Source organism: Microseira wollei NIES-4236 (genome assembly GCF_020521235.1).
Classification (GTDB): domain Bacteria; phylum Cyanobacteriota; class Cyanobacteriia; order Cyanobacteriales; family Aerosakkonemataceae; genus Microseira; species Microseira wollei.
This window is the reverse complement of sequence record NZ_BLAY01000139.1, coordinates 1-13632: the sequence shown is the minus strand read 5'-3', so window position 1 is coordinate 13632 and position 13632 is coordinate 1. Positions and strand designations below refer to the sequence as shown.

11 protein-coding genes and 1 pseudogene are annotated in these 13632 nt (G+C 47.8%); 3 read left to right on the top strand and 9 right to left on the bottom strand.

All coding sequences use genetic code 11. The features are described from left to right. Positions 1-145: 145 nt before the first annotated feature. The 5 genes from MiSe_RS34375 to MiSe_RS34355 all read right to left on the bottom strand — a co-directional run bounded on the left by MiSe_RS34375 (position 146) and on the right by MiSe_RS34355 (position 5540). The gene (locus MiSe_RS34375) at positions 146-934 is read right to left on the bottom strand and encodes a class I SAM-dependent methyltransferase (protein ID WP_226588607.1); all 789 of its coding nucleotides are present in this window, start codon (positions 932-934) and stop codon (positions 146-148) included. Between the two features lie 244 nt (positions 935-1178). Continuing rightward, positions 1179-1988, bottom strand: a complete 810-nt coding sequence (locus MiSe_RS34370; RefSeq protein ID WP_226588604.1) for an ABC transporter permease — start codon at positions 1986-1988, stop codon at positions 1179-1181. A gap of 114 nt (positions 1989-2102) precedes the next feature. Next, on the bottom strand, positions 2103-3035 hold the full coding sequence (locus tag MiSe_RS34365) for an ABC transporter permease (RefSeq protein ID WP_226588641.1): 933 nt from the start codon (positions 3033-3035) through the stop codon (positions 2103-2105). A gap of 79 nt (positions 3036-3114) precedes the next feature. Further along, entirely contained in the window at positions 3115-4233 is a 1119-nt protein-coding gene (locus MiSe_RS34360) for an ABC transporter substrate-binding protein (RefSeq protein ID WP_226588601.1), read from the bottom strand. A gap of 173 nt (positions 4234-4406) precedes the next feature. Further along, on the bottom strand, positions 4407-5540 hold the full coding sequence (locus MiSe_RS34355; RefSeq protein WP_226588598.1) for an ABC transporter ATP-binding protein: 1134 nt from the start codon (positions 5538-5540) through the stop codon (positions 4407-4409). 978 nt (positions 5541-6518) lie between these two features. On the opposite strand from MiSe_RS34355, the pseudogene MiSe_RS34350 reads away from it, so the two are divergent. Next, positions 6519-7731, top strand: a pseudogene (locus tag MiSe_RS34350) (RNA-guided endonuclease InsQ/TnpB family protein). Between the two features lie 675 nt (positions 7732-8406). Here MiSe_RS34350 and MiSe_RS34345 read toward each other — a convergent pair. Further along, on the bottom strand, positions 8407-9228 hold the full coding sequence (locus MiSe_RS34345) for a M15 family metallopeptidase (RefSeq protein WP_226588597.1): 822 nt from the start codon (positions 9226-9228) through the stop codon (positions 8407-8409). After that, positions 9221-9478, bottom strand: a complete 258-nt coding sequence (locus MiSe_RS34340; protein WP_226588595.1) for a hypothetical protein — start codon at positions 9476-9478, stop codon at positions 9221-9223. Before MiSe_RS34340 ends, MiSe_RS34345 begins: the two co-directional genes overlap by 8 nt. Here MiSe_RS34340 and MiSe_RS34335 point away from each other — a divergent pair. Then, entirely contained in the window at positions 9477-10445 is a 969-nt protein-coding gene (locus MiSe_RS34335) for an AEC family transporter (protein WP_226588593.1), read from the top strand. The genes MiSe_RS34340 and MiSe_RS34335 overlap by 2 nt on opposite strands. A gap of 119 nt (positions 10446-10564) precedes the next feature. On the opposite strand, the gene MiSe_RS34330 is transcribed toward MiSe_RS34335, so the two are convergent. Further along, the gene (locus tag MiSe_RS34330; protein WP_226588591.1) at positions 10565-11104 is read right to left on the bottom strand and encodes a phosphoribosyltransferase; all 540 of its coding nucleotides are present in this window, start codon (positions 11102-11104) and stop codon (positions 10565-10567) included. Between the two features lie 191 nt (positions 11105-11295). On the opposite strand from MiSe_RS34330, the gene MiSe_RS34325 reads away from it, so the two are divergent. Further along, on the top strand, positions 11296-12714 hold the full coding sequence (locus MiSe_RS34325) for an MFS transporter (protein ID WP_226588589.1): 1419 nt from the start codon (positions 11296-11298) through the stop codon (positions 12712-12714). 308 nt (positions 12715-13022) lie between these two features. Here the strand turns inward: MiSe_RS34325 and MiSe_RS34320 are convergent, their stop codons facing one another. After that, positions 13023-13460: a DUF29 domain-containing protein gene (locus MiSe_RS34320; protein WP_226588587.1), complete on the bottom strand. Its 438-nt coding sequence runs from the start codon at positions 13458-13460 to the stop codon at positions 13023-13025. Between the last annotated feature and the right edge of the window lie 172 nt (positions 13461-13632).

Below are 13632 nucleotides of genomic sequence, written 5' to 3'. Positions count from 1 at the left end.
ATATTAGATATACGTGGTTTTACGACTTCCCGCAAGAAATAAAACATAAGTGTCAATAAATGGTCAAAAAAGAGGGCATCTAACCCTTTTTTTTGACCGCTATTCTTCCCTACCCTGTAAGAGGGTGGGGACTGACGCAAATCGTTCAACTAATCTTCTCAAAAACAAACAGGTTAGTGACTGCGAGCGCCGGGGGAAGTTTCAGACTATAGCAGAGGTTGTTCAAGTGCAGTAGTAATTCCCTCGGTTTCCCGCTGACCAGGCGCTGGATCTCAGTTAATTCCCCGATGAGGCGGTGCTTTAGTCGAAAACCCCGTGCTGCGAGATACTTTGTCAGCGCCTCACTGTCGATTTGCCACACCCAAAGCTTTTCGCCATGCATCTCGTACCAGAGGCCATTCCCCATTGACAAGCTTTCCTGTCCAGATAGTGGTTTGCCAAGCAGGTAGCGAGCAACAAACTCAATCTTGTGATCCAAAGCTGTCTTATTTGTTACGTACAGCGCCAGCTTACCGCCTGGTGCCACAATGCGTGCTAGGTTATCCAGCGCCTTTTCTATTTCCCGGATATGAATAATTACCCCCCAGGAAAATACGTATTGGAACGAACCATCTCCAAAGCTTAGATTGGTCAGGTCTTCTTGTTTAAACTCAACTGCGTGGCTCATGCCAGCACTTTCTACACGTGCTAGTGCCTCTTCCAGCATTGCCTGTGAAAAGTCAATGGCACGGACTCGGTAGCCTTCTTTAGCAACTCGAATGCTGTGTACTCCCGGACCGCACCCCCCGTCGAGTACAGTTGCCCCTGGTTGTACCTCCATCAGCCGCAGCATTGTGGCAATCGCTCGATCGTAATAACCCTGAGCAATGGGATGGTAATAGTGAGAATCCCAAGACTCGATCGTCTCTTTAAGTTCAAAAATGTTTTCTGTCATATGGCATTTTTCTCTATCTCAATTATATTTTTCCTCATCGATTTCAGTATACTCAATGAGATTACACACAGCCTAATCTATATGGTGGTAACTTGCTACAAAATTCTGTTGGAATAATTTTATTTTTTGTCATCATTCCGTCACTCTGTTTAAATTAGTGAAAAAATCAAGCTCGATCGTGGGTTTGGCCTGGTCCCCGTTCTTGCTGGTGAAAAATCCCATGCCCCATCCCCGCTTTCCTGTATTATTTTATACTTTCCCCTTCCCTGCGATAGCGGATAAATTCGGCTATAAATGCCACTGCGCCTGACACTATTATCAAAAATACACTGAGGGCATTAATGTCAGGTTTTACACCAGTACGAATGCGGCTGAATATTTCCATCGGTAGGGTGGTGGCACCGCTACCGGCGGTGAAGGTGGCGATCAGAAAGTCATCCAAGCTGAGGACAAAGGCGATCAGACAGCCGGAAATAATACCGGGCATTAGTTGGGGTAGCAGGACTTGGATAAAGGCTTGAAACGGCGTTGCGCCTAAGTCTAGGGCGGCTTCTTCCAAGTGGGGGTTTAAATCTGCCAAGCGGGTGGAAACGCCAAGACCGACGTAGGCAAGGCAAAAGACGATATGAGCTGCGACGATAGTCCAGAGGCTCAGCTGGACTTGCACCACTGCCAAAAACACGAGGGTAGCGACTGCGATCGCAATGTCTGGAATAATAATCGGCAGGTAAGAAACCCCCTGGTATAAACCTTTACCGGGAAACCGATACCGGGCCAATCCCACCGCCATCAAGGTGCCGAACAAGGCGGAGATGCCCACGGCACCAAAAGCAACGATTAAACTATTTTGCAGCGCCGCCAGAATTCGACCATCGTTGAACAGTTTTTGATACCATTCGAGGGTAAATCCCTCCCAACTGGCGCTAAAGCGCGATTTATTAAAGCTGTAAACTGCCAGAACTAGGATCGGCAAGTACATGTAAAAAAACATCAGCAGTGAGAAAATTGCCTGCCAACCAGGACGACGTTTGGCCTGGAACTTGGGTTTTTTCACGGTATTGTCTTTTTGGTGTGTTATATCCACATTCGGTTTATTGATTTTGTATTGGGCTATAGAATAGCAGATTTAACTTAAATCTAAAATCTAAAATCCCAAATCTAAAATTCCCTAGCGTTGGGGTTTGGCATCGCCGAATTTAATTAACAGCGCGATCGCCAGGCTAACTGCCAAAATAAATATCATACTCAACGCCGATCCAAACCCCCAGTTCTGAGTTGCGCCCAAAAACTGGTTATAAATTAACCGGGATACGGTCATGCTGGATGCGCCTCCCAGCAATTCCGGATCGACGAAATCTCCCAATCCTGAAATTAACACTAGCAAAGATCCGGCGGCAATTCCCTGTCTAGTTTGAGGTACGGTTACTTTCCAAAACGTTTGTACTGGATTTGCCCCCAAGTCTGCCGATGCTTCCAGCAGTCGTTTATCCAGCTTTTCCAACGAGGCGTATAATATCAACACCATGTAGGGTAGATAGCTGTAACTCATGCCAATTAATACGGCAGGCCAATCGTTGAGCAATTCCAGGCGCGGGATTTCTGGTAGTCTTAGAGCAGCCAGCAGCGGATTGAAGCTGGTAAGGATCGAATTCATCACGCCGCTAGACCGCAGAATCGTAATCCAAGCGTAGCTTCGCAACAGCGACGAAGTCCACAACGGCAAAACAAAACCCAACAGCAGCAAATTCCGCCATTTGGGGAGACCCATCACCGCTATCCAGTACGCGACTGGAAATCCCAGCAGCAGACAGATTATTGTAGTCCCGAAGGCGAAAAAGAGCGATCGCCCGATCACGGTTAAGTACAGCGGTTCAAACGCCTGGGCGTAATTGAACAGTGACGAAGGATTTAACAGTTCCCACACCGGCAAAACGTAACCGCCTGGTCGAATTTTTGGCACTAAACTCAACCAAAAAATTACCAGCGCGGGTACTACCAGCAACAGCAACCACCAAATTCCTGCCGGACCAAGTAATATTAAAGGTTCTAACCACTGCTGCTGTTGGCGTTTCATTCCAGCATCTGGTGGTTCTGCGGGCATAGAAGTAGGCGGGGGAGGAGAAGCGTTTGTAGACACAGTTGGGATTGCAGATTTTAGATTTTAGATTTTAGATGGTTACCTATCCGCTGGTTAGCTGAGTCCAGTAGCGGTCATACTCTTCGCTAATTTTTTTATCCAAAGGAGAAATTCTTTCGCACTTTGCCAAAGTTGCTTCGGGGGCGAAGATGCTGGGATTGTTGGTAATTTTAGTTGGCAATTGTTTAATCGCCGTTTTATTGGGAGTGGCAAAGTTGAGGCGTTCGGTAACCGAAGCTGCGACGGCGGGTTGTAACATAAAGTTGATCCAAGCATAGGCCGCATCGATGTTGGGCGCGAATTTGGGTATCACCATCGTATCGGTCCATAGGGAAGTGCCGCTTTTGGGAATGACATAGCGCAATTCTTCGTTTTCGGAAATGGCGTCGGCGGCGTCGGCGGAGTAACACATTGCTATGAGCAAGTCGCCTGCCAAAATTTGTTCTTTCCAGGCGTCGGTGGTGAAGGAAGCGATCGCAGGTTTGAGTGCCTTTAATTTCTCGTAAGCTTGTTTCAATTCCTGCGGGTTGGTCGAGTTATAAGAATAACCCAGCATCCGCAACGTTGCCCCCATCACTTCTCGCACATCGTTAATCAGAGTTATCCGCCGGTAAAGTTGCTGTTGATTTTTCCACAGATAATCCCAATCTTCGGGAGGCTGTTGCAGTTTTTTGCTATTGTAAATCAGCCCGGTTGTTCCCCAAGCCACTGGTACGCTGTGGCGATTGTCGGGGTCATAGGCGGAATTTCGGAACTGGGGCAGGAGATTTTCCAATCCGTTGAGGCGATCGCGTTCGAGTTCGATTAGCAAGCTTAACTCTTGCATTTTCTCAACTGCGTAGTCAGAGGGGTAGATAATGCTGTAGGCATTACCGCCTCCTGCCTGAACTTTGTTCAGCATCGTCTCGTTGGAATCGAACACATCGGCGATAACTTTTACACCTGTGGCGGCGGTAAAGCTAGAGAGCAGATTTTCGTCAGTATAGCCAGCCCAGGTATAGATAAACAGCCGATTAGATTTATCTTGGACAGGGGTTTCGGCTCTCACTTGTGCCAGTGTCCATCCGCACCCGGAAAGCCCCAGTCCAGAAAGCGCCGCTGCTGACGTTTGTAAGAATCGACGCCGCGAAAGGTTTGATTTAAATAGTTGCGAGTTTGTCATATCGTTTGATTTTATATACTCGCGTTAAAACTACTGCGGATGACCATGAGTTTTGAAACCAAAGCGGTATCGCACCGAGGCGATGTTTAATTTTCTCGCTCTATTAGATCTCTCCAATAATTCTTGTGGGGTGGGACGTATTGCCCGCCAAAGAGGGTAGTTTTTGGAGAGGTCTATTCTTGAACTAACGCTAGACAGTCTTTGGGTCGCCAGTAAATGTAGACTGGGGTGTGGGGTTCGCTCAAGCTGCCTGCGGTGTTGGGTTGCATGACGATGACGCGATCGCCCGATTTTAATTCCACCACGCAGTGAACGTGGGTTCCCATATACATCACGTGCTTGAGATTGCCTTCAAAATAGTTCCCTGGCACGTTGGGCGGTTCGAGACTCAGTTTAATTTTCTCCGGTCGCACGCTGACTACCACCTGTGCTTGCGGACGCAGTCCTGCCATGCCCTCGGATTTTTGCACGATGATTTTCAGTTTATTTTCCGTCAGCACTTGAATCGTCGAGCCATCCCCCTCATCTACTCGTCCGGGAAATAAATTCGTATCCCCGATAAAATCAGCTACAAACGCCGTCCGGGGACGTTCGTAAATTTCGCTGGGGGTGCCAATTTGTTCGACTCTGCCTTCATACATCACCGCAATTCGATCCGACAGGGACAGCGCTTCTTCCTGATCGTGGGTCACCATGACAAAAGTCAAGCCCAAGTCTTGGTGTAAATTGGATAATTCCACCTGCATTTCTTTCCGCAGCTTTAAATCCAACGCCCCCAAGGGTTCGTCCAGCAACAAAACTGCGGGACGGTTGACCAATGCCCTTGCTAGGGCTACCCGCTGCTGCTGTCCGCCGGAAAGTTGATTCGGCAAGCGGTTGGCAAAAGCTTCCATTTTGACTAATTTCAGCGCTTCTTTCACCCGGTCGGCGATCGTGGCTTTCGGCAGCCCTTTAATCCGCAATCCAAAGGCAATATTATCCCAAACGCTGAGGTGGTTGAACAGGGCATAACTTTGAAACACCGTATTCACCGGACGGCGATAGGGCGGCACAGAAGTCATCGACTGACCTTGGATCAGCACCTCCCCGGCGCTAGGCATTTCAAACCCGGCAATTAAGCGCAGCGTGGTTGTTTTACCGCACCCAGAAGGTCCGAGAATGCTAAAAAATTCACCTTGGTGAATATCCAGGTCAACCCCGCGAACGGCGGTTTCTCCATTAAAAACTTTGAAAACCTTACGAAGTTCCACATCCATTGCATTATGGATGCCCCTGGTGTCAGGATTGTGAACGGCAGTCTGAGACATAGTGGCGATATTTACCCTTGGCAGGAGTCCCGATTGCCAGCGGCATCAAGGTTGTTTTTGATTGCGCCGCATAGCAAGCCTTTGGCTTATTTTAGCCAGTCAATGTCAATCCGGCGAGCGTATCTTCTGCTATACAAAACTTGGCTAGACTTATCTTGTGCTTCACCATTCAACTAGAAGTAATTTCTACAGGGTCTGCTTAGAGCTTCCACCAAGGGATTCGGCTCCAACAGTCAAGAGGCGTAAATTCGGGTGAGCAACACCCTATTTTAAGATTACTGGCTGTTTTTTGTAGGGGCGGGTTTAACTATACCAGAAACCGGGTTTCGACCTATATCTTTTTCCTTGCTCAACAATTTTTCACAGAAACCCGGTTTCTTTCCGTAAAACCCGCCCCGGAGCCATTGTTCAACCATTATTTTCCACCAATTTAGCGAATCGTGGTCAAACGAGCGACATTTTTACAGGCTGGTTGTTTTGCAGCGGCTATGGCTTACAAACCAGAATATTTTAAGCCTTGGTTTTCGGCATTTTGAGAAAACTAGCAGAAAATTACAACCAAGTCAACACTAGCGCCATAAGTAACTATGACAGGACTTACGCAAGGGCGTTCCCAGAAACCGGGTTTCTTGCTAGGATCTTTAGTTCCAAAGCGACGATTTTTCATAGAAACTTTGGTGTTTGCGTAAGTCCTGTATGAGTAACTTTAGCAAACTATTTTGCTATTTAGCTCAAACAGCAGAAGCCTCACACTGTACGTGCAGCGGAGCGTGTTGAGATGAATGCGAGCGTTCCTCTAGAGTGCAGGTTGACCGATGCCGAATGGAATGAGGCTTGGGAAATCTGCAACGACGAAACGAGCAAATCGCTTGTGGTATCATTGAATCATCTTGACCAAAGAGATGGGTTTCAAGCCCCGTCCTTCTAGGACGGCTTTACTAATGCTATAATATTTGCCTTTGGAGTTGCCCAGGTCAAATGATCGTCTTAGAGTTCAAGGCGAAAGGCAAAACAACTCAATATACAGCAATAGACTCAGCGATTAGAACCGCTCAATTCGTCCGCAACAAATGTGTCCGTTTTTGGATGGACAATCGAGGTGTAGGACAAAAAGAGTTGTATCGCCACAATACAGCGTTAAGCGCCCAATTCCCTTTCGTCAAAGCCTTGAACTCTCATGCTTGTCAAGTTGCCGTCTCGTTTTGCATATTCTTCCATTGCTCGGTTCTACGACAATTGTAGAAAAGCTATTCCAGGGAAGAAAGGTTATCCGAAGTTCAAGAAAAACTGCCGTTCAGTTGAATACAAGACTAGTGGATGGAAACTATCTGAAACTCGGAAACAGATCGCTTTCACCGACAAAAAAGGAATAGGTACGCTCAAACTCAAGGGTACGTGGGATTTAAACTTCTACCAACTAGACCAGATAAAACGGGTTAGGTTAGTTCGCCGTGCCGATGGCTACTATGTTCAATTCTTGATTAGTGTGGACAACAAAGTAGAAGTACAACCGACAGGCAAAACCATTGGTTTAGATGTTGGGGTGAAAGAATTATACACAGATAGCAATGGACATAGCGAACCCAATCCTAAGTTTTATCGGACAAGTGAGAAACGCCTAAAGTTTAGACAAAGGTGTGTTTCTCGGAAAAAGAAAGGCTCTGCCAACCGGAAGAAAGCCATTAATAAATTAGGGCGAGTACACCTCAAAATAAGTAGGCAACGTGAAGAACACGCTAAGAGAGTGGCGCGTTGCGTAATCCAATTCTTAGATTTGGTCGCCTAGGAAGATTTGAGGCTCAAGAACTTAGTAAAGAATCACTGTCTCCCTAAGTCGATTAATGATGCAGGTTGGTATCAGTTCAGGAAATGGCTAGAGTATTTCGGCAGAAAGTTTGGCAGGATAACTGTTGCCGTCAATCCTGCCTATACATCCCAGGAATGCTCTCGTTGTGGCACCCTGGTCAATAAATCACTATCTACGAGAACCCATGCCTGTCAGTGTGGGCTTGTATTAGACCGGGACCAGAATGCTGCAATCAATATTCTGAGCTTAGCCAGTAGTACCACAGGGCATGTGGGAACTTGGGTTTTAAACCCGAACGCTTCGGGAGATTCGACCTCTACTCAGGTTGGAGTAATCCTACCTGAGCAAGTTGGGTCTATGAACGAAGAATCTCCGTGGCTTTAGCCCGGAGAGTGTCAAACTCCCTGCCATAAGCAAAAACCAAGTTAAAAGGTACAGTTGTCAAGAAAAAGTATGGGTCTTGGGAACCAGGACTCCTGCCCTTGGAGGGAATGTAAGACCAAGAGAACTCCGGTTCTCTTGGCAATTCCCGATGAATTGGGAGAGCCATCACACTGTACTGTAGGTCAGTGTGTGGTAGTTCACTCAAGCTGCTTCACAGAACTTGGCTAAACTTGCTTAAAGTTCACCATTCAACCAGAAACAGTTTTTGGAGGGTCTGCTTCCTGCTTCAACCTTGGGAGTCGGCTCCTTCTTGTCCACAGGCGTTGAGTGCAGACTTTGCCAGCCGTACTATACCAACAAGTATAACTGGGATCCAGCACCAGTCAATTTTTGCCGCTTTGGAGCTTTGAAACTTACCTAAAATAGCCAAGTTTAGATAAGTTTAGGAAAGAAATTCGTTATGCAAGTCTACCTCCACATTATCCTACGTTTTGGGACAATCTGCTTTTTGGGCAGGTAGGCAGGGGAGCTCAAGAGCGGGTGTGCTGCTGGGCAAAAGGGGCAAGCGTGCTCGAGGGGCAGAGGAGATAATGGAGATAACGAAGTAGAAGTAATTACTTCGCGATCTTGGCTGCACACCCGCACACCTGCACACCTGCACACCTGCTCACTTGCTCACTTGCTCAACTGCCTAGCCTGATAAAAAGTTTCTAAGCTGTGGCGATCGCCAACAAAGCGCCAGTGCCAAGGTTCGTAACTGACGCCTTGGGTATTGTTTTTGGGGAAGGACATTTCAAAACTATAGCGGGCGGCATTAGCAGCTAGCCACTTGTAGGCGGCTGTTTGCTCAAAAGTCTGACTCAAGTTGGTGGCGGGAGTCCTGCCATCGCCAATATCGACGGCGTAACCTGTATGGTGTTCGCTGTATCCTGGAGGGGCGCTGACGGCAGCGCGTTCGGTGGCAACTTGGTTGCGCTGCGCTTTCACGTCGAAAAATAAATGCTGCTGTTCGGATACGGAACGAAATCCGGAAATCGGGACGATAATAACTCCTTGCGCTCGCGCCGCAGCTGTCATTGCCATAAATTTTTGGGCGGCGGTTTTGCGGAGTTTAATCTGCCCATTTGCTGTGATGGCTTGCAAATCTTTGGCGGGTGCTTCAGGATAAGCTAAGTGTCCCAATAAACTATTGGGTGGAGTCGTTGGGGTACTCTTCGGGGAAGGGGACGCAAACGGCGAAGCGATGGGGCTTGTAGTTTGGGTTTTGCGATTGGGGGCGGTGGCTATACTGGGAAACAGCTGCTCCCCAACCGTCAGCCATGTCCCCACGGTAAGCGCGATCGCTCCCAATCCTACGAATGTTCCCACCAGCCACCCCCCCTGCTTCAGGTGCGACACGCTGGCTGATTCGGATGCGTCTCGCAAGGCTTCGGGAATATCTTCCATCGATTCAGCCGCAGCTTTTGACGGCTTTTCAGAAAATCCGGCGTTATCCAACACTCCACTCCTGCTCTTGACGCTCGACACCAGACACTAAACAAATTTTAAACAATGACTGATCGCTTCCCAATTGACTATCTTGAATTGGTAAGTCATGACCCAATCGGGACTTACCCACGACGAGACCAGAAACCGGGTTTCGACCTGGATCTCTAGTAGAGACGTTACATGTAACGTCTCTACGACTAAACCAAAGATTTTTCACAGAAACCCGGTTTCTTTGCCTAAGTCCTGCTAATTCAACCATGTCCAATTTGGCGATTAAACTTTTACAACTTTATCTACCCCTAGTAGGCGGAGTTGTCCTGGGATGGTTAATAGGCGGCGTTCTCCCCAAAGATGTTCCCGCTGCTTTGGGCAAGTTTCTGTTTTGGGTGGGAGTCCCGATTAGCATTGTGGCATTTGTGCGCCATGCGGATTTATCCGGGCCAATTTGGATTGCGCCTTTAGTCGCTTGGGCGGCTATTTTATTGGGGGCGGCGATCGCTCACGCCTTCATCGCCTTGCAAGTCCATCGGGTGCGTCTTACCTCGCCTACCGCCGTTCCCCCCCTCGCCCGCAAACCAACTCAGGGCAGTTTCCTGTTAGCTTCAATGGTGGGCAATACTGGTTATCTCGGCTATCCGGTTATCCTGGCGATCCTGGGTCAGCAATACTTCGCCTGGGCGCTGTTCTACGACTTGTTGGGGACGATGTTCGGCGCTTATGGATTAGGCGTGGTAATGGCGGCGCGTTTTGGCAAAAATGAGCGCAATTGCGCTCATTTGACTCGCACCATGCTTACCAATCCGGCGCTGTGGAGTTTTGGCCTAGCTTTGGCTAGCAGAGATATCCCCCTCCCCGCCCCCATTGAATTTAGTTTGCAAAAGGCTGCTTGGATGGCGATCGCTCTATCTTTAGTCTTGATCGGAATGCGGCTAAGTCAGCTATCTTCCTGGCGCGGTTTGCCCCACGTTTGGATTAGCTTGGGGATTAAAATGCTCCTAGTTCCCCTAATTTTGGGATACGGGCTGCAATTTCTGGGTTTGAGCGGCGCGCCCAGGTTAGTCATTGTCTTGCAAATGGCAATGCCTCCCGCGTTTGCTACCCTCATCCTGGGAGAAACTTTCCATCTCGACCGCGATTTAACCGTTGCCGCCCTGGCTATCGGGTCAATTGGCTTTCTCTTGATGCTACCAATTTGGTTGTGGCTATTCGGTGCGGCTAATGGCTAATGGCTCATGGCTAATGGCTCATGGCTAATGGCTAATGGCTCATGGCTAATGGCTCATGGCTCATGGCTAATGGCTCATGGCTAATGACTAATGTTAGCTATTAACCATTAGCCATTAGCTTATTGTTTCTTGGCGTGAGAAACGAGTAATTCCTCGTGGCTCTTGGCTAGTTCGGCGGGGGTCAAAAGTTCGTAGCGTTCAAAAGGTTGATGAATCCAGGGGTTATCTGGTAAGTAGTCGGCGTAATAATCGGGTTTGACGATCGAGCAGGCTTTGTACCAGATGACGGCGGTTTTGACCTCTTTAACGTCAGCACCGTGGTACTTCTTGAGCCAGATAACCGTTTGCTGGAGGGTGTTACCGGAATCGACTAAATCGTCAACCAGGAGAATGCGACTACCCAGATGGGGGGTAGTCATGGTGAGGGTGTGGGAAAAGGTAAGGTTGCCTCGGACGCGATCGCCCTTTCCTTCATAAGAGGAAGCCGCGAGGATAGCCAACGGCTGTTTGTAAAGCCGGGAGAAGATATCCCCAACCTGCAGTCCTCCCCTAGCAAGGCAGACGATTTGATTAAACTCCCAGCGGGACTGATAAATTTGCACCGCTAACCGTTCGATCAAAGCGTGGTAATCTGACCAGGAAACGTAAAGGTCGTGCATAAGCAGCGCGATCGCTCCTGCGCGAAAAAGACGACAGAAAAACTATTGTGACTTAAATTCCACCCGTAAGTTGTCCGGAGAGAACATCGCAATTGCCGTAATCGGTTATGGGTGATGGGTGATGGGATTTTTTCATCCCCTCCCGTAACATTTGCGCCTAAAATGGCCTCAGTACAAACCCTAAAAGCGCCATGAGCCATTCATCTCCGTCTGACGTTCCCCGCCGCGAAAAGCTTTCTTTTGCTACCAAACTCGCTTACGGTGCTGGCGATCTCGGCCCTGCGATTACGGCTAATATTGGGGTATTTTTCGCCTTGTTTTTCTTCACCAACGTGGCGGGTTTGAGTGCTGGCTTGGCTGGCAGCATTCTGATGATTGGTAAAATTTGGGACGCGGTCAACGATCCGATGGTGGGGGTGTTGAGCGATCGCACTCGTTCCCCCTGGGGTCGCCGGTTACCCTGGATGCTCTACGGTGCGGTTCCCTTTGGCATTTTCTTCTTTTTGCAGTGGGTTGTCCCGCCTTTGACCCCGTGGGGTTTATTCTGGTATTACGTAATTATCGCGATATTCTTCAATAGTTTTTATACAGCGGTTAACTTACCTTACACGGCGCTGACGCCAGAACTCACCCAAGACTACGACGAACGGACTAGCTTAAATAGCTTTCGCTTCACCTTCTCCATCGGTGGCAGCATTTTATCGTTATTTTTGGCGTTGGGGGTGTTCTCGCGGTTAGAAATCGAACAAGAGCAACAGTATCTCGTTTTAGCAGCGATTTGTACGGTTTTATCGGTTTTACCGTTATTTTGGTGCGTTTGGGGCGTGCGCGAGCGCGTTTTAGCAACGGAGGCGCGACGGATGGAAACGGAAACAGAGGAACAAATCCCCATGTTGCAACAGTTGCGAATAGCCTTTAGCAACCGTCCGTTTCTGTTTGTAGCAGGAATTTATCTTTGCTCTTGGCTGGGGGTACAAGTGACAGCCTCGATTTTGCCATACTTTGTGGTTAACTGGATGGGGTTAACCGAGGCTGAGTTTAACTTAGTGGCGATCGCGGTGCAAGGAACTGCCTTATTAATGCTATATGTCTGGAGTGCAGTCAGCGAACGAGTGGGAAAAAAAGCCGTTTACTACATGGGTATGATTCTCTGGATTATCGCCCAAGCCGGTTTATTTTTCCTGCAAAAAGGTCAAATTGGCTGGATGTACTTTTTGGCAGTTTTAGCCGGATTCGGCGTTTCTGTTGCTTACTTGATTCCTTGGTCGATGATGCCAGATGTAATTGAACTCGACGAGTTGCAAACTGGGAAGCGCCGGGAAGGGATATTTTATGCCTTTATGGTATTCCTGCAAAAAATGGGACTGGCGTTGGGGTTATTTTTAGTCGGTGTCGCTTTACAATCAGCCGGGTTTAAAGAGAGAATCGCGGGACAACCCATACCCGTCCAACCTGATTCTGCCTTATTGGCGATTCGGATTGCTATCGGCCCCCTGCCGATGGTGGGTTTAATTTTGGGTTTGCTCTTGGCTTATTTTTATCCCATTACTAGAGAAGTTCATGCAGAGATTTTGTTGAAATTGAGCGAGAGGAAAAGAGGTAATGGGTAATTGGTAATAGCTAATTGCTAATTGCTAATTGCTAATTGCTAATTGCTAGCTTGGTGCTTTTCAGTTTTCCTACAGCATGTGGTTAAAATGGCTTTGTTAGTGAATTTACCCAGCTCTAACTACAATTTGACCAATTATATCATGTCCAGTAGCAACAGTTGTGTAACTGCTAATAGCTAATCGCTAATGGCTCTTTTGGCAATTGACAAGCTTGCAATTAGCAAGCGAGCAATTAGCCATCCATACACTACCGATACCTCAGGACATGATATTACCCATTACCAATTACCCATTACCAACTTTAGTATTTATAATTCAGGCAAAAAAGTATCATCCAAAACTTGCTCTACCAGCAAGTAAGGACACTCTGTAGGGAAGGCGTCGTAGGCAATTCCGGTTTCGCGGACTGCCAAGTCTAAACCAGATTGATCAGCGATTGGCAAAGCTTCCGGCAGATATGACTTAAGACTAGGGTTGTCTTTTAACAACAAATTGACCTCGCGCCGTTGTTCTCGAATTGTAGCCAACCAGCTATTGCTACGGTTCGAGGGTTGGTATTGCCATTTGAGCAAATGTCCCAGCAACAACCCCAAACAGTTTCTAAGTTCTTGCCGTTCTCGTCTACCTAAATCTTCTAACTCCTCAATCAAATTTAGAACATCCAGATGATGCCATGCTTGCTCTTTTAGCAGTTTGACTTGCTCTTGTGTCCAGGCGTAAAAGTCGGTTTCGTAAACAGACTTCATAGGCAATACTCAGCTTGCGAGACGGAGAATGAGAACAGGACTTACGCAAACACCAAAGTTTCTCTGAAAAATCGTCGACTTGGAACTAGAGTCCGCAGCAAACACCAAAGTTTCTCTGAAAAATCGTCGACTTGGAACTAGAGTCCGCAGCAAACACCAAAGTTTCTCTGAA

Excerpts from the sequence above, each read along its gene's own strand:
- MiSe_RS34340 (WP_226588595.1), bottom strand. The coding sequence starts at position 9,478 with ATGGTTGAATTAGCAGGACTTAGGCAAAGAAACCGGGTTTCTGTGAAA.
- MiSe_RS34325 (WP_226588589.1), top strand. The coding sequence starts at position 11,296 with ATGAGCCATTCATCTCCGTCTGACGTTCCCCGCCGCGAAAAGCTTTCT.
- MiSe_RS34355 (WP_226588598.1), bottom strand. The coding sequence starts at position 5,540 with ATGTCTCAGACTGCCGTTCACAATCCTGACACCAGGGGCATCCATAAT.
- MiSe_RS34330 (WP_226588591.1), bottom strand. The coding sequence starts at position 11,104 with ATGCACGACCTTTACGTTTCCTGGTCAGATTACCACGCTTTGATCGAA.
- MiSe_RS34375 (WP_226588607.1), bottom strand. The coding sequence starts at position 934 with ATGACAGAAAACATTTTTGAACTTAAAGAGACGATCGAGTCTTGGGAT.
- MiSe_RS34335 (WP_226588593.1), top strand. The coding sequence starts at position 9,477 with ATGTCCAATTTGGCGATTAAACTTTTACAACTTTATCTACCCCTAGTA.
- MiSe_RS34365 (WP_226588641.1), bottom strand. The coding sequence starts at position 3,035 with ATGCCCGCAGAACCACCAGATGCTGGAATGAAACGCCAACAGCAGCAG.
- MiSe_RS34320 (WP_226588587.1), bottom strand. The coding sequence starts at position 13,460 with ATGAAGTCTGTTTACGAAACCGACTTTTACGCCTGGACACAAGAGCAA.
- MiSe_RS34360 (WP_226588601.1), bottom strand. The coding sequence starts at position 4,233 with ATGACAAACTCGCAACTATTTAAATCAAACCTTTCGCGGCGTCGATTC.